This window comes from Sphingomonas sp. MM-1 (assembly GCF_000347675.2).
Classification (GTDB): Bacteria; Pseudomonadota; Alphaproteobacteria; order Sphingomonadales; family Sphingomonadaceae; genus Sphingomonas_E; species Sphingomonas_E fennica.
This window is the reverse complement of sequence record NC_020561.1, coordinates 3,710,266-3,729,938: the sequence shown is the minus strand read 5'-3', so window position 1 is coordinate 3,729,938 and position 19,673 is coordinate 3,710,266. Positions and strand designations below refer to the sequence as shown.

The window sequence follows — 19,673 nt, the reverse complement described above, 5'->3', positions numbered from 1 at the left end:
CGCAACTATGCCGATTAATCCCGGCGCGTTCCCGGATCGATCGCCGCCCGATTGCCGCCGGCCGGCCGAAACGGCGGAAAGCCGCGCCCGGCCTTTCGGCTGGACACGGCTTTCCCCGTTCTTTCGCCTGTCTCTTCCGGCAGGCGCCGCCTTAGCGGCCGCCGCCGCTCGGCGTGTTGGCGCCGGCCTGCGCGTCGAGCTGATCCTTCGTCATACCGATCACCGGGCCGTCCTCGCCCGCCGCGAAGGCGGTCAGGGGCAGGCGAACCTGCACCTTGCTGGTGTCGACCAGGGCATATTGCGCATCGACCGACTTGATGGTGCCGACGGTGCCGCCGGACGGGTCCTTCACCGTGGCGCCGGCCACGAGCTGCGACGTCTTCTTCGCTTCGGCCTCCTGCGCGGCCTGCGCGTTGGCGGCACCGGCCTGGGCGTCGATCTGGTCGCGTGTCAGCGCCAGGACCGGGCCGTTGGCGCCCTCACCGAACGAGGCGACCGGAATGGAAACCTTGCTCTTTTCCGTCGCCAGAACGGCAAGATCGCCATTCACCGACTCGATCGTCCCGACGGTGCCGCCCGACGTGTCATAGACGGTGGAGCCGACGGCGACCTTGGCCGATGCGCTCGCCGCCGGGGCGGCCGTCTGGGCCAGTGCCGGCGCCGTGGCGAGCGCAAGGGCGGAAACCGCAAAAGCCATCTTCAATCTCATCAGAATCGTCTCCTAGCGATCAAAATCCCGATGAGAAAACGCGAGAAGCCGGCCATCAGGCCATGCCAAGGCGATGAATTGAGACCAAAAGGCGACGGATCGCCCCGGTGGATCAATCCATCTCGGCAATGATGCGGCTGATCGCACCCACGGGATGACCGGTCAGGTCCTTGGCGATCTCGCCCTTCAGCCGATCGGTGACTTCGCGGTGATAATGCTTGCGCAGTTCGCCAAGCGTGCGGGGCGGCGCCACAACTATCAGCCGATCATATTCGCCTTCCATCGCCATCCGTTCCAGCATGGCGGCGGCATCGGCGGCGAAGCGATCCTCCTCCTGCTGCTGGAAATCGGTCTCCTCCATCGCGCTGCGCGATCCGCCGACGCTGGCGAAGGCCCGGCCGGGGGCGTCGCGCTTCATGTCGCGGTCGTAACGCACCGGCTGCTGGGCGGCGTTCATCACCTCGAGCTGGGGATATTGGGCATCGCCCATGTTGCGCAGCAGCAGCATCTTGCGGCCATCGGCGACGAGGACCACGCTGTTATAGGGCAGGATCATGCTTTGCCTCCTTCCCGCTATCGGAACAGCACCGCAACGCATGAGGCATGACGGAGTTGCGCGGGCGAGGATCGCGCAGGCTTGCGCGGGCCGCGCGGCTTGGCCATAGCCCGGCCATGCACGACATACGCGCCATCCGGGAAAACCCCGCCACCTTCGATGCCGGCCTCGCGCGACGGGGCGTGGAGCCGCATGCGGCCGAGATCATCGCCCTCGACGAGAAGCGCCGCGCGCTCGCCACCGAGCTGCAGGGCATGCAGACCCGCCGCAACGAGGCATCGAAGGCGATCGGCCAGGCGAAGGCCCGGAAGGACGAGGCCACCGCCACGGCGCTGATGGCCGAGGTCGCGACGCTCAAGGAACGCATGCCCGCGCTGGAAGGCGAGGAGCAGCAGGCCGGCACCGCGCTGGATACGCTGCTGGCGGCGCTACCCAACCTGCCCGCCGACGAGGTGCCCGAGGGCGCCGACGAGGACGGCAATGTCGAGGTCGGCCGCTGGGGCGAGCCGCCCGCGTTCGATTTCGAGCCGAACGAACATGCCGATATCGGTCCGGCGCTGGGCCTCGATTTCGAGAGCGCCGCCGCCATAGCCGGCGCACGCTTCGCCGTGCTGAAGGGCGGCATCGCCCGGCTGAACCGCGCGATCGGCCAGTTCATGCTGGACGTACAGACCCTGGGCAACGGCTATATGGAGGTCGCGCCCCCGCTGCTGGTGCGCGACGAGGCCGCTTTCGGCACCGGCCAGCTGCCCAAGTTCCGCGAGGACCTGTTCCAGACGACCGACGGCCGCTGGCTGATCTCCACGGCCGAGATCAGCCTGACCAACCTGGTGCGCGAGCAGATCGTGGACGAGGCCGCGCTGCCGCTGCGCTACACCGCGCTCACCCCCTGTTTCCGGTCGGAAGCGGGCGCCGCCGGCCGCGACACGCGCGGCATGATCCGCCAGCACCAGTTCGACAAGGTCGAGATGGTCGCCATCTGCACACCGGAGCAATCCGAGGCGGAGCATGAGCGGATGGTGGATGCGGCCGAGATGATTCTCGAGCAGCTCGGCCTGCCCTATCGCCGCATGCTGCTCTGCGCCGGCGACATGGGCTTCACCGCGCGCAAGACCTATGATCTGGAGGTCTGGCTGCCGGGCCAGGGCCGCTATCGGGAAATCAGCAGCGTTTCCAACTGCGGCGATTTCCAGGCGCGGCGGATGAACGCGCGCTACCGCCCCGGCGGCGACGCCAAGGGCACGCGCTTCCTCCACACGCTCAACGGATCGGGGCTGGCGGTGGGCCGCACCCTCGTCGCCATCCTGGAAAATTACCAGGAGGCCGACGGATCGGTCCGCATTCCCGAAAAGCTCCGCCCCTATATGGGCGGGATCGATCGACTGGTGCCGGCCTGATGCGTATCCTGCTGACCAACGACGACGGCATCCACGCCCCCGGCCTCGCGGTGCTGGAGGCGATCGCGCGGACCATTTCCGACGACATCACCATCGTCGCCCCGGCCGAGGAGATGTCCGGCGCGGGCCATTCGCTCACCCTCACCCGGCCGGTGCGGCTGCGCAAGCATGGCGAGCGCCGCTTCTCCGTCACCGGCACACCGACCGATGCGGTGATGATGGCGGTGGCCGAGATCATGAAGGACAATCCGCCCGATCTCGTCCTCTCCGGCGTCAATCGCGGCGCCAATCTGGGCGAGGACGTGACCTATTCGGGCACCGTCTCGGCCGCGATGGAAGGCGCGCTGGCCGGTTTCCGGTCGGTCGCGCTCAGCCAGGTCTATGCCCGCGAGGCGATGGGCGATGCCGTTCCCTTCTCCGCCGCCGAAGCCTGGGGCGCCCGCGTGCTCGCGCCGCTGCTGGACGGGCCGTGGACGCCGGGGACTTTGGTGAACATCAACTTCCCGGCCGTGCCCGCCGATCAGGTGCGCGGCGTGCGCGTCGTCGGTCAGGGCATCCGCGATTATGGGCGGCTGCGCATCGTCAAGGGCACCGATCCGCGCGGCTATAATTATTACTGGTTCGGGCTGGGCGGCGCGGTGCCGACCCCCAAGCACGACACCGACCTGGAGGCGATCGCCGACGGCTTCATATCCGTGACGCCGCTACACCTCGATCTCACCCACGGCCCCTCGCTCGACAGCCTGCGCGGCGCTTATCGGGATATTTGATAATCGCCGCACGGGAACTGCTGGTAGAGAGAAGGGCCGCATAGTCGGGGGATAGCGGACATAAGCTAGGCTAATTCGTCGCGCTTCTGCTTGGGTCTCGCGCGACCAATTTTCCTGGCAGCTCCATGCCAAAGACGCGTCTCGAAAGACCGAAGCTGCGTGGCTGCATCGGTGTCGCCTGCCCGTGCCGCGCGCCGAAGCCAGTTGCGATAGCCCATCATGTCGCGGCGATTGAAGCAGCTTATCGCGGCGTTCGAAGCAGCGCGGGCATCGCCTGCTCTGTAAGCGCGTCGGTAAAGTCCCGCAGCACTGAAACCATCGGCGGCCGGACCAAAGAACTGCAAGCTGTCCCCTGCTGAAAACCAGTCCGCCAACTCGATCATGGCGCCTGTGTGCCTTCGTAAAGCCAAATGCCACATGATGGGCATCCACAGTCCGCGCTGCCGATCGTAACGGATTCCGAGGCCCTTCAGATAAAGGCGGTCGAACTTCGTGTGTCGTTGGAGCTTTCCATCGACCGGCCCTCGCATGAAGGCATTGCGTCCGCTATGTCGCGATGTCCCGACGGCCCAGATTTTTTCCAGCGTCGCCGCAGCTGCGGTAACGACCGAAAAGTTGGGGTTGGTGGGGGTTCGCCTTGACGAGGCCCTACCCGGCTGCGACGCGTCGAAAATGTCATCACGTTCCGTTTGGCTCAAGAGAGGCGGTATCCTCTTCGCCGGAGCTATCGTCCTGCGAGGACTTGCGGAAAGGCGACCTGACAAGCTGGCCATAATCTCGACGGTCGCGGGCTGCTTCGTTGCCGTGGTCCTCATTGGCTGGCTGTTCGCGCTGCGGCGCGAACGCTAGGCGAAGCGTAGTTCGGATTTTCAAGCGTCGCCGGGGCGCAACAGCCGGAAAGTCGGGGAAGTGGACGTTTCGCCAGCCTTCCGCTCGTCAATCCTGCGAGGGTGAGAGGCGTAGCTAAGCGCCGCTGGTCCGTGGAGGCGGCGGGCTCGACTGAGCCGATAGCTTCCGACACAATGGATTCCCGCCTTCGCGGGAATGAGGATGGGGAGGAGCTTGTCTTATGTTGAGGGGCCGGACACTCCTCAGGACGGACGCCCCGGCCTCGCAATCCGCCTATGCGGCGCGGGCCTCCCGTCGCGCGGCAAGGGTGACGATCGCGAGAATCGCGGACACGCCCGCCGCGATCCACAGGGCGTGGAGGCCGAGCAGTGGATAGATGGCGGCGCCCGCGCAGGCCCCCAGCGCCAACCCCGTCCACAGCAGCGCATAAGGCAGCCAGCCCAGCCGGTCCCCGCCAAAGCAGGCGGCCGCGATGCGCTGGCCCATCTTCACCAGCGTGCCGGTCATGTAGGTGAGGCCGATATGGATCTCGCCGTCGCGCTCGAACATCGCATTCTCGCTGCCCATCGCGACCGCCATCAGCACCACGGCGATCCTGTCCGCGCCCGCCATCGCCGCGCCGGCGGCCGTGCCGAGCAGCATGGCCATCAGCGCCAGCAGCGCCGGGCGCCGATCCGGATCGGCCAGCCGGCCGACCGAGGCGCCGAGCACGACGCCCGCCACGAACAGGCCGAGCAGCCCCGCCGCGATCGCCGCATCCCGGCCATGGTTGAACAGCCCCACGCCCAGCCGCGTGGTGTTGCCGCTCATGAACGAGACGAAGAAGCCGCCCAGCTTCAGGAAGCCCACGGCATCGACGAAGCCCGCCAGCGCGGAAAGGCAGGCGGCCAGTAGCCAGGTCCGTCGATCATAGCGGGTCACGGGCACGATCCTAGCGAGGCAAAGATATCTTGACGAGATGCCGCTTATATCGGCCACGAAACGGCGCCCGCCTATTCCATCCCACCGCGCGATTGCCTAGACACGGCGACATGCTTGGCCGGCCGACCGTTCGTTCCTCCGGGATATTGCTTGCCCTGATGGCCGTTTCCGGCTGCGTCGCGCCGCGCAGCCGGCCGATGCCTGCCCCGGTGCCGGCGCCCGTGGCCCCGGAAACGCCGGCGCCGGCGCGGCCCGCCGTGCCCGCCCCGACCCCGGCCCCCTTCGAGGTGCGGGCCGTGACGCCCAATGCCGTGGAAAGCCGGGGCGGCACCTACACCGTCGTCGCGGGCGATACCCTGCGGCGCGTATCGGACAGGACGGGCGCCGGATCGGAGGCGATCGCCCGCGCCAACGGCCTGCATCCGCCCTTCATCATCCGCGTCGGCCAGAAGCTGAAGATTCCCGCCGGCCGCTGGCATCAGGTGCGCGCCGGCGAAACCGGCATCGCCATCGGGCGGGCCTATGGCGTGGAATGGGTGCGCATCGCGACGATGAACGCGCTGGAGGAGCCCTATATCCTGCGCACCGGCCAGCGGCTGCTGCTGCCGTCCGCCATCGAGGTGGCGGCGATGTCGCTGGAGGAGCGCGCCGCGGCCTTCGATCTCGATATCGAGGATATCATCACCGGCGGCGAGCCCGCGCTCGCCGAGCGGGAGGCCCCGGCCCGCCCGGTCGCCACCGCGCCCCGCGCCAAGCCGCTGCCGCCGACGGAGGCGGTCGCCGCGTCCCGGCCCTTCTCCGGCCGGTTCGACTGGCCGTTGACCGGCACGATCAAGCGCGGCTTCGGCAATTTCGGCAGCGGCCAGCGCAACAACGGCATCAACATCGCCGCCCGCATGGGGCAATCGATCTCGGCGGCGGCCGATGGCGTGGTGGCCTATGCCGGCACCGACCTCAGCGCCTATGGCGGGCTGATCCTGATCCGCCACAGCGACACCTGGACGACCGCCTATGCCCACGCATCGGAATTGCTGGTGACGCGCGGCCAGGCCGTGAAGCGCGGCCAGGTGATCGCCCGTGCCGGCGCCAGCGGGCACATTGCGGAGCCGCAGCTCCATTTCGAAATCCGCCAGGGGGCCAAGCCGGTCGATCCCATGGCCTATCTGCCGAAACGCGGTTGAAACCGCGCCGCATCTTCCACGTCCCCCGCTTCGCGCCGCTCCGGCGCAAATCTCCGCTGCCGATCTGGCTGACGCTGCTGCTGCGCCTGCTGCTGGTGCTGGGGCTGCTCGGCATCGTCCTGGCGGTGCACTGGTTCGATCGCGGCGGCCTCCGCGACAATATGGACGGGCATGTCAGCTTCGTCGACGTGCTCTATTTCACGATGATCACCGTCACGACCGTCGGCTTCGGCGATATCGTTCCCGTCACCGATCGGGCGCGGATGTTCGATACGTTCGTGGTGACGCCGATCAGGCTGTTCGTATGGCTGCTCTTCCTGGGAACCGCCTATGATTTCATGTTCAAGCGCCTGTGGGAGAAGTTCCGGATGAGCATGATCCAGCGCAACCTGAAGGACCATGTCGTCGTCACCGGCTTCGGCACCAGCGGATCGGAAGCCGCGCGCGAGCTGATCGCCCGTGGCACGCCGCCCGACCGCATCGTCGCCATCGACGGCCGCAACGCCGCGCTGGGGGAGGCGGAGGAACTCGGCCTTTCCGTGCTGGAGGGCGATTCGACGCGCGATGCGACGCTGAAGGCGGTCCATATCGAGCGCGCCCGCGCGATGATCATATCGGCGGGCCGCGACGACACGTCGATCCTGATCGTGCTGACGGCGCGCAGCCTGGCGCCCGACCTGCCGATCAGCGTGGTGATCCGTTCGGAGGATAACGAGGCCCTCGCGCGGCAGGCGGGCGCCACCACGGTCATCAATCCGGTGAGCTTCGCGGGGCTGCTGCTGGCGGGATCGACTCAAGGGTCGCACATCGCCGAATATATGGCGGATCTTGCCGCGGCGGACGGCAGGGTGGCGCTGAACGAACGGCCCGTCACCGCGGAGGAGATCGGGCGGCCGCTGTCGAGCATCGCCACGGGCCTTGGCCTGCGCATCTATCGCGACGGCAAGCCCCACGGCGCCTGGGACGACGCCGCGTCGGAGCTCAGGGCCGGGGATGTCATCGTCGAGATCAAGCCCCGACGCCCCCGGCCCTGACGGCACCGGTTCATATATTTCCTCTTATCCGACCGATCCGGCCTTGTCCCGGCACTGCTCCAGGCAGCGTTCCAGTTCCTCGGCATAATCGATCAAGATCTTGACAACGCTTTGATTATGAGAGAGCGCCGCTATACGGCGGGCTCGTTCAGCCTCCTTCTTGATGGCCTCGGGCCGTTCCATTTACTAACTCCAAACGCTACACGCCCCATGCGATTGCGCCCTCCTCAATTCGCGGGATACGGGGGTTGAACACCTGTCGCGTCACAAGACGGACTCAACCGGCACAAACCTTGACCATGGTTGAGATTCGATAAATTTTTGCGCCGCAGCACGGCGAAATCGCTCCCCCTCTCGCAAAATGCCTCGCGATCCACTATGTGGCGCGCGCTCATGACAACGACACTCCCCTCCGCGCCGAAGGTCGGCATGGTTTCGCTCGGCTGCCCGAAGGCGCTGGTGGACAGCGAACGCATCCTCACCAAGCTGCGTGCGGACGGCTACGAGATGTCCGGCAATTACGACGATGCCGATGTCGTGCTGGTGAACACCTGCGGCTTCCTCGATTCCGCCAAGGAGGAAAGCCTGGAGGCGATCGGCGAGGCGATCGCGGAAAACGGCCGGGTGATCGTCACCGGCTGCATGGGCAATGAAGCGGAGGTGATCCGCCAGCGTTTCCCCGGCGTGCTCGCCGTCACCGGCCCGCACCAGTATGAAGCGGTGGTCGGCGCCGTGCACGAAGCCGCGCCCGTGCCCCCTTCCCCCTTCCTGAACCTGGTGCCGGAACGCGACCTGAAGCTGACGCCGCGCCACTACAGCTATCTGAAGATTTCCGAAGGCTGCAACCATCGCTGCGCCTTCTGCATCATCCCTTCGATCCGAGGCGATCTCGTCAGCCGCCGGCCCGACGCGATCCTGCGCGAGGCGGAAAAGCTGGTCCAGGCCGGGACGAAGGAACTGCTGGTCATCAGCCAGGACACCTCGGCCTATGGCGTGGACATCCGGCACCAGCCCCGCGCCTGGAAGGGCGGCGAGGTGCGCGCGCACATGACCGATCTCGCCCGCGAGCTGGGCAGGCTGGGCGCCTGGGTGCGGCTCCACTACGTCTACCCCTATCCCCATGTCGATCAGGTCATCCCGCTGATGGCCGAGGGGCTGGTGCTCCCCTATCTCGACATTCCCTTCCAGCATGCGAGCCCCAAGGTGCTGAAGGCGATGAAGCGCCCGGCGAACGAGGCCAAGGTGCTGGAACGGCTGAAGGCGTGGCGGGCGATCTGCCCGGATATCGCGGTCCGATCCTCCTTCGTCGTCGGCTTCCCCGGCGAGACGGAGGAGGACTTCCAGTATCTGCTGGACTGGCTGGACGAAGCCCAGCTCGACCGCGTCGGCGCCTTCCGGTTCGAGCCGGTCGAGGGCGCTGCCGCCAATGCGCTGCCCGATCCGGTGCCGGAAGAGGTTAAGGAAGAGCGATACGCCCGGATCATGGAGAAGACCGCCGCCATCTCCGCTGCCAAGCAGCGCGCGAAGATCGGCCGCACGCTCGACGTCATCATCGATGCGGTCGATGCCGAGGACGGCGGCGCCACCGGCCGGTCCAAGGCCGATGCTCCGGAGATCGACGGCGAGGTCCATCTGCGCGATGCGGGCCACCTGAAGCCCGGCGACATCGTCAGCGTCGTCATCGAGGATGCCGACGATCACGACCTGTTCGGGGCGCTGCCCGGCGCCTGAAGCGTGGGGCAAGGCGTGGAAGCCCGTCTCGCGCGCCGCCATTTTATTGGCTAGGAAGGCGTCATGACGGATTTCGCGCCCCTGCTGCAGCCCGATCGCGGGCAGCCCGCCCACCTCCTCCACACCGTCCGCAAATCGGGCTTCGACGAATGGTTCGCCGGCCAGCCCGAACGCGCGCGCGGCGCGCTGGAAGCCGCCTTGTTCAAGGGCAAGGCCGGCCAGTTCGCGCTGATCCCCGGCGCCAAGCCCGATGATTGGGCCGTCGCGCTGGGCCTGCCCGAGGAAACAGGGCCGTGGGATCTGGCCGGCGCGGCGGCGCGGCTGCCGGCGGGCACCTATCGGCTGGCGGAAGGCGATGCCGGGCCGGCGGCGCTGGGCTGGCTGCTCGCCCATCACCGCTTCGATCGCTATCGCGGCGAGGCGGAGCCCATTCCCGAACGGATATTGCTGACCGCCGATCCCGCGCGCATCGACGATATGGTGCGCATCGCCGGCGCCGTCGCGCTGGTCCGCGATCTGGTCGATACGCCCGCCGCCGACATGGGGCCGGCGGAGCTTGCCCATGCGGCGGAGGCGGTGGCCAACGCCAACGGCGCCAACTTCACCGTCACCCAGGGCGACGCGCTGGCCCAGGGTTTCCCGATGATCGCCGCCGTCGGCCGCGCCGCCATCCGCGAGCGCGCGCCACGGCTGATCGAGCTGGAATGGGGCGATCCCGCCCACCCCCGCATCGCCATCATCGGTAAGGGCGTGTGCTTCGATTCCGGCGGGCTGGATATCAAGCCTTCCTCGGCGATGCTGCTGATGAAGAAGGACATGGGCGGCGCTGCGCATGCGCTGGCGCTCGCCTCGCTCGTCATGCAGGCGCGCCTGCCGGTGCGGCTGCACCTGCTGATCCCGGCCGTCGAGAATGCGGTTTCCGGCGATGCCTTCCGCCCGGGCGACATCCTCAGGAGCCGCAAGGGCCTCTCCGTCGAGATCGGCAATACCGATGCGGAGGGACGGCTGGTGCTGGCCGATGCGCTGGCTCTGGCGGCGGAGAAGGACCCTACGGTCATCATCGATTTCGCGACGCTCACCGGCGCGGCGCGGGTGGCGCTCGGCCCCGACCTGCCGGCCTTGTTCGCCAACGAGGACAGGCTGGCGGACGACCTGATCGCCGCCGCCGCCGCCGTTTCCGATCCCATCTGGCGGATGCCGCTATGGGCCGGCTATGCCGACATGCTGAAATCGACGATCGCCGACATCAACAATGCCGGCGAAGGCGGCATGGCGGGCTCCGTAACGGCGGCCCTGTTCCTCCAGAAGTTCGTGCCGGCCACCATCCCCTGGGCGCATTTCGATACCTTCGCCTGGCGCCCGTCCGCCAAGCCCGGCCGCCCGCGCGGCGGCGACGCGCTGGGCCTGCGCGCCGCGTGGGAGATGTTACGGACCCGTTTCGGCGGATAGGCGGCATCTGCAAATCGGCTTGCCGGCGTTTGCGCCAGAATTCGCCGGGGCGAATTTTCAAACCAACGCTCACGCGGCACGCTGCGTCCCCGCGGCCGGCAATTTTTTTACGCTGCCGTGACGATGGGATGAAACCAGCAGGGCGCTGGCTGGTTGTTGCGGATGTGGGCCGATCCCCGCCCCCGCCTGCAACGAGGAGTCCCGGTGACGGACAGAGCACTCTCCGACTGGATGGACGCCCTGGTGCGTTATGTCCGATCGGGCAGTCCCGATCTCACCAACCGCCAGATGGCGCTGCTGCTGGCGGTTTACCTTGCCCCCGGGCCACATACGGTCCGCGGCCTCGCCCAATTGCTCGGTGTTTCCAAGCCCGTCGTAACGCGCGCCTTGAACACGCTCGGCAGCCTCGGCTATCTGCGCCGCGAACGGGACGAGTCCGACCGGCGCAACATATTCGTCGCGCGCACGGACAAGGGAGCGGAATTCCTTGCAAGCTTCGCAAGCCTCATCGCGGCTCGGCCAGAGCCGCACCAGCATCGGCACGCCGGCGGCTCCGCGGGCTGAACGCTTTCGCCTGACGGGGCCGAGCGTCCGGCTCGATCCGCGCATCTACGCCGTCCGCAAGGACATTGCCGATATCGCGCTGGCCGACCGGGTCTTCGCCCCCCATTATGCCGAGGCCGAGCAGGCGCGCCTCGCCGTGCCGTCCGTGGCACTCCGCGAAGGCCCTTCGGACGATGCCCGCGCCGTATCCCAATTGCTGTTCGGCGAAGACTTCGCCGTGATCGACAGCGAGGGCGGCTGGGCCTGGGGCTATGGACTGCACGATCATTATGTCGGCTATCTGCCCGCCGCCGTCCTGGGCGATATGGGTGCGGAGCCCGATCATGTCGTGCGGGCGGCCTCGGCGCTGGTGTTCGCCGATGCGGACATCAAGTCCCCGGTCGTCGCGACGCTGCCGATGGGCAGCCGCTTCGCCGCCACGGCGGAAGGCGCGTTCCTCAGGGCCGAAAACGGCTTCATCCATTCGCGCCATGCCGGCGCCATCGCCGCCGCCGAACAGGATGCGGTGGCCGTGGCCGAACGGCTGCTCGGCCAGCCCTATCGCTGGGGCGGGCGCGGCGGCGACGGCGTCGATTGCTCGGGCCTCGTCCAGACGGCCTTCGCGCTGTGCGGGCTGGCCGTGCCCCGCGACACCGATCAGCAGGCCGAAGCGATTGGCGAGGAGATCGCGGACGGCGCGGCGCTGCGACGCGGCGACCTGATATTCTTCCCCGGCCATGTCGGGCTGATGGCGGACGGCGAGACGCTGGTGCACGCCAACGCTCATTGGATGGCCGTCGTCCGCGAGCCGCTGGCCGATGTGGTCGCCCGGCTGCAACCTGAACACGAAAAGCCCGTCCTTTCGCGGCGGAGAGTATTGCCATGACAGTGAAGGTCTTCATCGACGGCGCGGCCGGCACCACCGGCCTGGAAATTCGCGAGCGGCTGGCCGACCGGAGCGACGTGGAGCTGCTCCACATCGCCGAGGACCGGCGCAAGGATGCCGATGCGCGCGCCGAGATGCTCAATACCGCCGATGCGGTGGTCCTCTGCCTGCCGGACGATGCCGCGCGCGAGGCGGTGGCCCTGATCGCCAACGATACCACGCGGGTGATCGACGCTTCCACCGCGCACCGCACCGCGCCGGGCTGGACCTACGGCTTCGCCGAGGTGGAGCCCGGCCGCCGGGCGGAACTGGCGACCTCCACGCGCGTGTCCAATCCGGGCTGCTATCCCACGGGCTTCCTGGCCCTGGTGCGCCCCCTCGTCCGCGAAGGGCTGCTGGCGGCGGATGCGCCGCTCTCGGTCAACGCCACGTCCGGCTATTCGGGCGGCGGCAAGTCGATGATCGCCGCGTTCGAGCATGCCCATGTGCCCGACGCCACCGACACCGCCTTCCGCATCTACGGCCTCGGTCTCGGCCACAAGCATGTGCCCGAAATGCAGGGCCATGCGGGCCTTGCCCATCCGCCCATCTTCCTGCCGGCGGTAGCGCGCACCTATCGCGGCATGCTGGTGGAGGTGCCGCTGCACCCGCTATGGCTGAAGGGCGGCCTCGCCGACGTGCGCGATGCGCTGGTCGAGGCCTATCGCGGCAGCCCAGTCGTCCATGTCGAAACGGCCGGCGATCAGGCGCTCCTCACGCTCGAGCAGGCGGCCGGCACCGATCGGCTGGAACTCTACGTGTTCGGCAACGCCGCCACCGGCCAGCTCCGTCTCGTCGCCGCGCTCGACAATCTCGGCAAGGGCGCGGCCGGCGCCGCCGTCCAGAACCTCAACCTGATGTGCGGCCTGGGCGAAACGGCGGGGCTGCGGCTTTAACGGCCACCGCCACCGCGGGGGCAAGCCGCCTCCGCAACACACTCGCCATTCCCGCGAAGGCGGGAGCCGTAGGCCAGCGTAGCTAATCTCTTGTGTCGGGAGCTATCGGCTCAATCAGGCCGGCCGCATCCAGGGAGGAGGCGTGGGGCGCGCTGCTCCAGCTTGCGAAAGTGGCGAGCGAAGCGCAGCGCAAGCATCAGCATCGCCCGGACGACCGCCCGCCCAAAACGAAACCGCCCGCGAAGCTGCCCCAACCTCTCGGCGGGGCATCCTCGCGGGCGGCAATCGCTTTATCGGGCGTGGAGCCCGCCGGCGTCAGGCCGCCGGGCTGGCTTCCTTGCCCTTCTTGGTGAAGACGCGGACGGGCTCCTTGCGTCCCTCGACCACATCCTTGTCGACCATGATCTCGTCCACCCCGTCCATCGACGGCAGGTCGAACATGGTGTCCAGCAATATGCCTTCCAGGATCGATCGCAGGCCCCGCGCGCCGGTCTTCCGTTCGATCGCCTTGCGGGCGATGGCCGAAAGCGCCTCGTCGGTGAAGCCCAGCTTCACGTCCTCCATCTCGAACAGCTTCTGATACTGCTTCACCAGCGCGTTCTTCGGCTCGGCCAGGATCTTCACCAGCGCCGGCTCGTCCAGGTCCTCCAGCGTCGCGATCACCGGCAGGCGGCCGACGAACTCGGGGATCAGGCCGAACTTCAGCAGGTCCTCCGGCTCGCACTGGCGCAGCACCTCGCCGGTGCGGCGTTCCTCGGGCGCGGCCACATAGGCGCCGAAGCCGATCGACTTGCCCTGCAGGCGATCGCCGATGATCTTCTCCAGGCCGGAGAAGGCGCCGCCGCAGATGAACAGGATGTTCGTCGTGTCCACCTGCAGGAATTCCTGCTGGGGATGCTTGCGGCCGCCCTGCGGGGGCACGGAGGCGGTGGTGCCTTCCATCAGCTTCAGCAGCGCCTGCTGCACGCCCTCGCCCGAAACGTCGCGGGTGATGGAGGGGTTGTCCGCCTTGCGGCTGATCTTGTCGATCTCGTCGATATAGACGATGCCGCGCTGCGCCCGCTCGACATTATAGTCGGACGCCTGGAGCAGCTTGAGGATGATGTTCTCCACATCCTCGCCGACATAGCCCGCCTCGGTCAGCGTCGTCGCATCCGCCATGGTGAAGGGCACGTCGAACGTCTTGGCCAGCGTCTGCGCGAGCAGCGTCTTGCCGCAGCCGGTGGGGCCGACGAGCAGGATGTTAGACTTGGCGAGCTCCACCTCGGCGCCCTTGGCGCCATGGGCCAGCCGCTTGTAATGATTGTGGACCGCGACGGAGAGCACGCGCTTCGCCTGGCTCTGGCCGATCACATAATCGTCCAGCACCTTGCAGATTTCCTGCGGGCTGGGGACGCCGCCATCCTTCTTGCTGACGAGGGCCGACTTCGTTTCCTCGCGGATGATGTCGTTGCACAGCTCGACGCACTCGTCGCAGATGAACACGGTTGGGCCGGCGATCAGCTTGCGCACCTCATGCTGCGATTTCCCGCAGAACGAGCAATAGAGAGTGCTCTTTGAATCGCCGCCACTCAGCTTGGTCATACTTCTTTCCTTCGGCCGGGAAACGCCAGCCGTTCGCAGCGCGGATATCCTAAACCCGCTTTTTCCCGGCGGGCAATGCCGAATCTGCCACCGCCCGCCGTAGAAACAGTTTAAGCCGCCGCAGCCTCCTCGGCCGGCGTGGGACGCTTGTCGAACACCTCGTCGATCAGGCCGAATTCCTTGGCCTCATCGGCCTCGAGGAACTTGTCGCGGTCCATCGCGGTCTCGATGGCTTCCAGCGACTTGCCCGTATATTTCGCATAGAGCGAGTTCAGGCGATGGCGCATCCGCAGGATTTCCTTGGCCTGGATCTCGATATCGCTGGCCATGCCCTGTGCGCCGCCGGACGGCTGGTGGATCATGATGCGGGAGTTGGTGAGCGCGATGCGCATGCCCGGTTCGCCGGCGGCGAGCAGGAAGCTGCCCATCGAGGCGGCCTGGCCGATGCACACCGTGCCGACGCGCGGGCGGATATATTGCATGGTGTCGTGGATCGCGAGACCCGCCGTCACCACGCCGCCCGGCGAGTTGATGTACATGAAGATGTCCTTCTTCGGATTCTCCGCCTCCAGGAACAGGAGCTGGGCGGTGATGATCGAGGCCATATGGTCCTCCACCGCGCCGGTCACGAAGATGATCCGCTCGCGCAGCAGCCGCGAATAGATGTCGAAGCTGCGCTCGCCGCGGTTGGACTGTTCGATCACGATGGGCACCAGCGCGCCGGTGATCGGGTCGACACGATACCCCGGAGGAGCGAACTGGCCGGTCTCGAACGGATTGTGCATGGGAAAATCTTGGTCCTTGTGCCTCTCTAGCCTTCGCAACATCGGCGTTCGCGGAGCCGAGTTCAAGGGGATTAGGCGCGCGCCCGGGATTCGCCGCCCGCCCCCGGCGCCGGCAGCGCCAGATAGGCCAGCCGCCTCACCTCCCGCCGGCCGCGCACCACTGTATCCAGGATGATGCCGCAAAAGCCGTTCAGGAAGGCGAGAATCATGAGGCCGGTGGAAAGCAGCGCCGTGGGCATGCGGGGGACGAGGCCGGTCTGGGCATAGGTGATCGCCAGCGGGATCGCGAGGATGACCGCAAGCGCCGCAAGCGCCGCGCCAACCACCCCGAAATAGACCACCGGCCGCTCGATCCGGAATAGCGTCAGGATCGTGTTGAGGATGCGCCAGCCGTCGCGATAGGTGGAAAGCTTGGAGGCCGATCCTTCCGGCCGCGCGCCATAAGCGGTGACGACCTCCGCCACCGGCATGCGCAGCTCCAGCGCGTGGACGCTGATCTCGGTCTCGATCTCGAACCCTTCGGAAAGCACCGGGAAGCTCTTGACGAAGCGGCGGGAGAAGACGCGGTAGCCGGACAATATGTCGCTGAAAGTGCGCCCGAAAATGCGTGCGAGGATGCCCGTCAGCAGCCGGTTGCCCAGCCGGTGGCCCCGGCGATAGGCGGCCTCCACCTCGGATTTGCGCGCGCCGACCACCATGTCCAGCCGCTCCTCGACCAGCAGGCGCACCATCTCCGGCGCGGCGGAGGCATCGTAAGTCGCGTCTCCGTCCGCCATCACATAGACGTCCGCCTCCACGTCGGCGAACATGCGGCGGACGACATGGCCCTTGCCCTGCATCCGCTCCGTGCGGACGATCGCGCCCGCGGCCTCGGCGACGGCGGGCGTCCCGTCCGTGCTGTTATTGTCATACACATAGACGACCGCATCGGGCAGCGCGGCGCGAAATGCCGCGACGGTGCCGGCAATGGCGGCGGCCTCATTATAGCAGGGCAGGATCACCGCGATGCGGGTTGGGGCGGCCTCGAATGTCATGGGCCGCGTCTCTAATGGGCAAAGGTTGAAATGTCTCTAGCCCGGCGATCCCGATTTCCGGCCGGCCTCACCCCCCGCCGCTCAGCGCCAGCGAGGGTTCCGAGCGGGGGCGCCGCCGGGGCTGGCCGATCAGGAAGCCCAGCGCGGGCGCGAATCGCATCATCGCCACCTCGACGAGGATCGGCCCCGCCAGCCCCAGCACGATCCCGATCGCGGTGACGGAAAACAGATCGAAGCCGACGCGGTTCGCCAGCGACAAAAAGACGAAATGATAGAGGTAGATGGTGAAGGAATAGACGCCGATCCGCGCAAGCAGCCTGATCCGGGGGAAGAAGATCAGCAGCCCCCCGCAAGCGAGCAGGCCCAGCGCCAGCGCCGCCAGCGAATCCCGCCCGCTGCTCATGCCCCGCGCCATGAGCGTGAAGTTGATGGCGTAGACGATGATCGTCGCCGCCAGCAGCCACGGCCAGCCCCGCGCCATCCGCGGCGTGATCTCATCCCGAAAGAGGTAGATCGCCGCCCCTCCGAAGAAGAAGGGCGCCAGATAGAAGGCGTTGCCGATGGCATAAGCCTGGATCTGCCGCAGCGGACTGAAGAAAAGCAGGCACGTCGCCGCCAGCGCGATCAGCGTCGCGCGGCGGCGCTGCTGGGGGAACAACACGTCCAGCGCGGCCGCCGCCACGAACACGCAGAATATCGCCGGCAGGAACCAGAGATGCTCATAGGGCAGGACCAGATGGCCCAGCATGCAATCGGTGTCGCACGGGGCGCGCCGCCCCAGCATGTTCTTGGCCAGGATCAGGATGATCGTGGTGAAAATGCAGGGGACGAGGATGCGCCAGCCCTTCTTCCGCACGAAACGGGCATAGCCGCCCGGCGCCACCGGATGCATGGCGTAGATGCACCCCGCGATCATGCTGAACAGCGGCATGCGGATGGAAAGGAACGCCTGCTCGGCGATCAGCGAAAGCGTCCGATCGCCATGCCCCATTGCCTCGGTCGCGCTCGTCACGCTGTGAAAGGCGACGAGCAGCAGGCAGGCGAGCCCCCGCACCGAATTGATGCGCTCCCTGTCGGAAAGCGATCCTGCCGCGATCATCGCATCCCCGGATTCGGATAAAGCCCGAGTCCAGTCGCCTTCGCCGGCCGGCGCAAAGGCGATAAGGCATATCACCCATAAGGAAGGCCCCCCTATCCTTATGGGCATCATATCGGGTGGAATCGGCATGGCCGCACGCCACCCGAACCCGAAGCTCCGTCACCCCGGACCTGATCCGGGTCGATCGTGCGCTGACGTATCGAGGAGCAGCAACCTCGAACCGGCCCCTCACCCTCAAGCGTCATGCCAGCGCAGGCTGGCATCGTCTCGACGTTTATGCGGCGTCTGCTGCGCACATGGAAACGGACCGAGCAGATCCGAATGGAAGGAGCCGCTTGAACCGCTCGCGATGCCAGCCTGCGCTGGCATGACGTTTCGGGTTCGCCGTTTCACTTGGCGTTGCGGGCATGGGCTTGCGCGCCCACCCAAGCCGCCGAACACAGGTCGCCGGCCTCGCGCGCTCCGGTCCAACCCACCCCATCGGAAAACAAAAAGGGGGACGTTTCCGCCCCCCTTCTTCGTTCATCTGACCGGCAAGGCCTTATTCGGCGGCCTTCTTCTTGGCCGGAGCCTTCTTCGGCTTGGCCGGAGCCTCGGCGGTTTCCTCCGCCGGAGCGTCCGCCTTCTTGGCGGCGGCTTTCTTTGCCGGGGCCTTCTTGGCGGACTTTTCCTCGGTCACGGCTTCGGCCGGGGCCTCATCTTCCTTGGTGGCTGCCTTCTTGGTCGCAGCCTTCTTGGCCTTGGGCTTCTCGGCATGGTCGTGATCATGGTCATGATCGTGGTGATCATGGCCGCAGCCGGGGCCGTGGACATGGCCACTGCCGATGCTGTCGTCATCCGCCTCGATCGCGGCTTCCAGCTCCTCGCGGGTCACGGCGCGGTCGCTGATCTCGGCCTTGTCGAACAGGAAGTCGACGACCTTGTCCTCATAGAGGGGAGCGCGGAGCTGCGCGGCCGCCATCGGGTCCTGCTGGACATATTGGATGAAGCGCTCGCGATCCTTGGGGCCGTATTGCTGGGCGGCCTGGATGATCAGGCGCTGCATTTCCTGCTGGCTCACCTCGACGCCGTTCTGCTGGCCGATTTCCGACAGCAGCAGGCCCAGGCGCACGCGGCGCTCGGCAATCGCCTGATAATCGGCGCGATCCTTCTCCATCTCCGCGCGGGCGGCTTCCGGGTCGGCCTCGTGGCTCGCTTCATGCTCGAGCTGCGCCCAGATCTGGCCGAATTCGGCCTCGACCATCGACGGCGGCACCGGGAAGTCGTGGCTCGCGGCGAGCTGGTCGAGCAGCTTGCGCTTCATGTGGGTGCGGGTCAGGCCATTCAGTTCCTGCTCGATCTGGCCCTTCAGCAGATCGCGGAGCTGATCGATGCCCTCCAGGCCCAGGCCCTTGGCGAATTCGTCATCCGCCTTGGTTTCCTTCGGCGTCTTCAGCTCGGTCACCTCGACCTCGAAGATCGCTTCCTTGCCCTTCAGCGAATCGACCGGATAGTCGGCCGGGAAGGTCACGACGACGCTGCGCGCCTCGCCCTGCTTGATGCCGATCAGCTGGTCCTCGAAACCGGGGATCAGGCGGCCGGAGCCGATCTCGATCGACATCGCCTCACCGGTGCCGCCTTCGAACGGCTTGCCGGCGACCGAACCCGCGAAGTTCATGACGACCAGGTCGCCTTCCACGGCCGGATGGCCTTCGGCGGCCGGGTCATAGCTCTTCTGCTGCGAGGCGATGCGATCGACGGCGGCGGCGATCTCGTCCTCGGTCGGCTCCACCGTCAGGCGCTCGAGCTTCAGGCCCTCGATCGCGGGGGTGGGAACGTCGGGCAGCACTTCCAGGCTGATCTTCACCTCGGCATCCTTGCCGGGGGCATAGCCTTCGTCCAGCTCGACGGCCGGCTGCACGGCCGGACGGAGCTTCTGCTCGACGATCAGCGACTGCACGCCTTCCTGAACCGCCTTGTTCAGCGCTTCCTGCTCCAGCGCGGGGCCGTGCATCTTCTTGACGAGGTTCGCCGGCACCTTGCCCGGCCGGAAGCCCGGCATGCGGATCTGCGGGGCGACCTGCTTCACCTCGGCGTCGACGCGCGCGAGAATGTCCTTGGCCGAAATCGTCAGCGTGTAGGCGCGCTTCAGCCCCTCGTTCAAAGTCTCGACAGTCTGCATCGGGTTTCTTCCAGAGCCTTCCGGGTTGAATTTCGTTTGGCGCACTCCG

Annotated in this window: 19 protein-coding genes; 9 read left to right on the top strand and 10 right to left on the bottom strand. The window is 67.1% G+C overall.

What is annotated here, in order from left to right; genetic code table 11:
• Nucleotides 1-151: 151 nt before the first annotated feature.
• Complete coding sequence (locus G432_RS17675) at nucleotides 152-709, bottom strand: hypothetical protein (RefSeq protein ID WP_015460187.1); 558 nt, start codon at nucleotides 707-709, stop codon at nucleotides 152-154.
• 112 nt (nucleotides 710-821) lie between these two features.
• Complete coding sequence (locus G432_RS17670; RefSeq protein ID WP_015460186.1) at nucleotides 822-1,265, bottom strand: host attachment family protein; 444 nt, start codon at nucleotides 1,263-1,265, stop codon at nucleotides 822-824.
• 116 nt (nucleotides 1,266-1,381) lie between these two features.
• Here G432_RS17670 and serS point away from each other — a divergent pair, with 116 nt between their 5' ends.
• Complete coding sequence (serS, locus tag G432_RS17665; RefSeq protein WP_015460185.1) at nucleotides 1,382-2,662, top strand: serine--tRNA ligase; 1,281 nt, start codon at nucleotides 1,382-1,384, stop codon at nucleotides 2,660-2,662.
• A complete protein-coding gene (surE, locus tag G432_RS17660; protein WP_015460184.1) occupies nucleotides 2,662-3,432 on the top strand; it encodes a 5'/3'-nucleotidase SurE in 771 nt (256 codons plus the stop codon). Before serS ends, surE begins: the two co-directional genes overlap by 1 nt.
• Before the next feature lie 65 nt (nucleotides 3,433-3,497).
• On the opposite strand, the gene G432_RS23390 is transcribed toward surE, so the two are convergent.
• Together G432_RS23390 and G432_RS17650 are read right to left on the bottom strand one after the other, a co-directional pair.
• Nucleotides 3,498-4,130 (bottom strand): sel1 repeat family protein, encoded by a 633-nt coding sequence (locus G432_RS23390; protein ID WP_144062076.1) that lies wholly within the window; start codon nucleotides 4,128-4,130, stop codon nucleotides 3,498-3,500.
• 424 nt (nucleotides 4,131-4,554) lie between these two features.
• On the bottom strand, nucleotides 4,555-5,202 hold the full coding sequence (locus tag G432_RS17650; RefSeq protein WP_041864981.1) for a YoaK family protein: 648 nt from the start codon (nucleotides 5,200-5,202) through the stop codon (nucleotides 4,555-4,557).
• 158 nt (nucleotides 5,203-5,360) lie between these two features.
• On the opposite strand from G432_RS17650, the gene G432_RS17645 reads away from it, so the two are divergent.
• Nucleotides 5,361-6,383, top strand: coding sequence for a M23 family metallopeptidase (locus G432_RS17645; protein ID WP_236626812.1), 1,023 nt, complete (start codon nucleotides 5,361-5,363; stop codon nucleotides 6,381-6,383).
• Nucleotides 6,380-7,417: a potassium channel family protein gene (locus tag G432_RS17640; RefSeq protein ID WP_015460180.1), complete on the top strand. Its 1,038-nt coding sequence runs from the start codon at nucleotides 6,380-6,382 to the stop codon at nucleotides 7,415-7,417. The genes G432_RS17645 and G432_RS17640 overlap by 4 nt, the downstream gene beginning before the upstream one ends.
• Nucleotides 7,418-7,441: 24 nt before the next feature.
• Here G432_RS17640 and G432_RS23810 read toward each other — a convergent pair whose 3' ends face one another.
• Entirely contained in the window at nucleotides 7,442-7,600 is a 159-nt protein-coding gene (locus G432_RS23810) for a hypothetical protein (protein ID WP_170112671.1), read from the bottom strand.
• Between the two features lie 210 nt (nucleotides 7,601-7,810).
• Between G432_RS23810 and rimO the strand changes: the two genes are divergently transcribed.
• The 5 genes from rimO to argC all read left to right on the top strand — a co-directional run bounded on the left by rimO (nucleotide 7,811) and on the right by argC (nucleotide 12,961).
• Nucleotides 7,811-9,148: a 30S ribosomal protein S12 methylthiotransferase RimO gene (gene rimO / locus G432_RS17635; protein WP_041865545.1), complete on the top strand. Its 1,338-nt coding sequence runs from the start codon at nucleotides 7,811-7,813 to the stop codon at nucleotides 9,146-9,148.
• 63 nt (nucleotides 9,149-9,211) lie between these two features.
• The gene (locus tag G432_RS17630) at nucleotides 9,212-10,597 is read left to right on the top strand and encodes a leucyl aminopeptidase family protein (RefSeq protein WP_015460178.1); all 1,386 of its coding nucleotides are present in this window, start codon (nucleotides 9,212-9,214) and stop codon (nucleotides 10,595-10,597) included.
• Between the two features lie 231 nt (nucleotides 10,598-10,828).
• Complete coding sequence (locus G432_RS17625) at nucleotides 10,829-11,161, top strand: MarR family transcriptional regulator (protein WP_041864980.1); 333 nt, start codon at nucleotides 10,829-10,831, stop codon at nucleotides 11,159-11,161.
• Nucleotides 11,085-12,026 (top strand): C40 family peptidase, encoded by a 942-nt coding sequence (locus tag G432_RS17620; RefSeq protein ID WP_015460176.1) that lies wholly within the window; start codon nucleotides 11,085-11,087, stop codon nucleotides 12,024-12,026. Before G432_RS17625 ends, G432_RS17620 begins: the two co-directional genes overlap by 77 nt.
• On the top strand, nucleotides 12,023-12,961 hold the full coding sequence (argC, locus tag G432_RS17615; RefSeq protein ID WP_015460175.1) for an N-acetyl-gamma-glutamyl-phosphate reductase: 939 nt from the start codon (nucleotides 12,023-12,025) through the stop codon (nucleotides 12,959-12,961). Before G432_RS17620 ends, argC begins: the two co-directional genes overlap by 4 nt.
• A 315-nt stretch (nucleotides 12,962-13,276) precedes the next feature.
• Here the strand turns inward: argC and clpX are convergent, their stop codons facing one another.
• The 5 genes from clpX to tig form a co-directional block, all read right to left on the bottom strand.
• On the bottom strand, nucleotides 13,277-14,545 hold the full coding sequence (gene clpX, locus G432_RS17610; protein ID WP_015460174.1) for an ATP-dependent Clp protease ATP-binding subunit ClpX: 1,269 nt from the start codon (nucleotides 14,543-14,545) through the stop codon (nucleotides 13,277-13,279).
• A 110-nt stretch (nucleotides 14,546-14,655) separates the two neighbouring features.
• Nucleotides 14,656-15,330: an ATP-dependent Clp endopeptidase proteolytic subunit ClpP gene (gene clpP / locus G432_RS17605; protein ID WP_015460173.1), complete on the bottom strand. Its 675-nt coding sequence runs from the start codon at nucleotides 15,328-15,330 to the stop codon at nucleotides 14,656-14,658.
• Between the two features lie 71 nt (nucleotides 15,331-15,401).
• Entirely contained in the window at nucleotides 15,402-16,364 is a 963-nt protein-coding gene (locus G432_RS17600; RefSeq protein WP_015460172.1) for a glycosyltransferase family 2 protein, read from the bottom strand.
• Between the two features lie 67 nt (nucleotides 16,365-16,431).
• Complete coding sequence (locus tag G432_RS17595) at nucleotides 16,432-17,463, bottom strand: acyltransferase family protein (RefSeq protein WP_015460171.1); 1,032 nt, start codon at nucleotides 17,461-17,463, stop codon at nucleotides 16,432-16,434.
• A gap of 541 nt (nucleotides 17,464-18,004) precedes the next feature.
• Nucleotides 18,005-19,624: a trigger factor gene (gene tig, locus G432_RS17590; protein ID WP_015460170.1), complete on the bottom strand. Its 1,620-nt coding sequence runs from the start codon at nucleotides 19,622-19,624 to the stop codon at nucleotides 18,005-18,007.
• Nucleotides 19,625-19,673: the final 49 nt, after the last annotated feature.

Excerpts from the sequence above, each read along its gene's own strand:
- G432_RS17675 (WP_015460187.1), bottom strand. The coding sequence starts at position 709 with ATGAGATTGAAGATGGCTTTTGCGGTTTCCGCCCTTGCGCTCGCCACG.
- G432_RS17670 (WP_015460186.1), bottom strand. The coding sequence starts at position 1,265 with ATGATCCTGCCCTATAACAGCGTGGTCCTCGTCGCCGATGGCCGCAAG.
- serS (WP_015460185.1), top strand. The coding sequence starts at position 1,382 with ATGCACGACATACGCGCCATCCGGGAAAACCCCGCCACCTTCGATGCC.
- surE (WP_015460184.1), top strand. The coding sequence starts at position 2,662 with ATGCGTATCCTGCTGACCAACGACGACGGCATCCACGCCCCCGGCCTC.
- G432_RS17645 (WP_236626812.1), top strand. The coding sequence starts at position 5,361 with ATGGCCGTTTCCGGCTGCGTCGCGCCGCGCAGCCGGCCGATGCCTGCC.
- G432_RS23810 (WP_170112671.1), bottom strand. The coding sequence starts at position 7,600 with ATGGAACGGCCCGAGGCCATCAAGAAGGAGGCTGAACGAGCCCGCCGT.
- rimO (WP_041865545.1), top strand. The coding sequence starts at position 7,811 with ATGACAACGACACTCCCCTCCGCGCCGAAGGTCGGCATGGTTTCGCTC.
- G432_RS17630 (WP_015460178.1), top strand. The coding sequence starts at position 9,212 with ATGACGGATTTCGCGCCCCTGCTGCAGCCCGATCGCGGGCAGCCCGCC.
- G432_RS17625 (WP_041864980.1), top strand. The coding sequence starts at position 10,829 with ATGGACGCCCTGGTGCGTTATGTCCGATCGGGCAGTCCCGATCTCACC.
- argC (WP_015460175.1), top strand. The coding sequence starts at position 12,023 with ATGACAGTGAAGGTCTTCATCGACGGCGCGGCCGGCACCACCGGCCTG.
- clpX (WP_015460174.1), bottom strand. The coding sequence starts at position 14,545 with ATGACCAAGCTGAGTGGCGGCGATTCAAAGAGCACTCTCTATTGCTCG.
- clpP (WP_015460173.1), bottom strand. The coding sequence starts at position 15,330 with ATGCACAATCCGTTCGAGACCGGCCAGTTCGCTCCTCCGGGGTATCGT.
- G432_RS17600 (WP_015460172.1), bottom strand. The coding sequence starts at position 16,364 with ATGACATTCGAGGCCGCCCCAACCCGCATCGCGGTGATCCTGCCCTGC.
- G432_RS17595 (WP_015460171.1), bottom strand. The coding sequence starts at position 17,463 with ATGATCGCGGCAGGATCGCTTTCCGACAGGGAGCGCATCAATTCGGTG.
- tig (WP_015460170.1), bottom strand. The coding sequence starts at position 19,624 with ATGCAGACTGTCGAGACTTTGAACGAGGGGCTGAAGCGCGCCTACACG.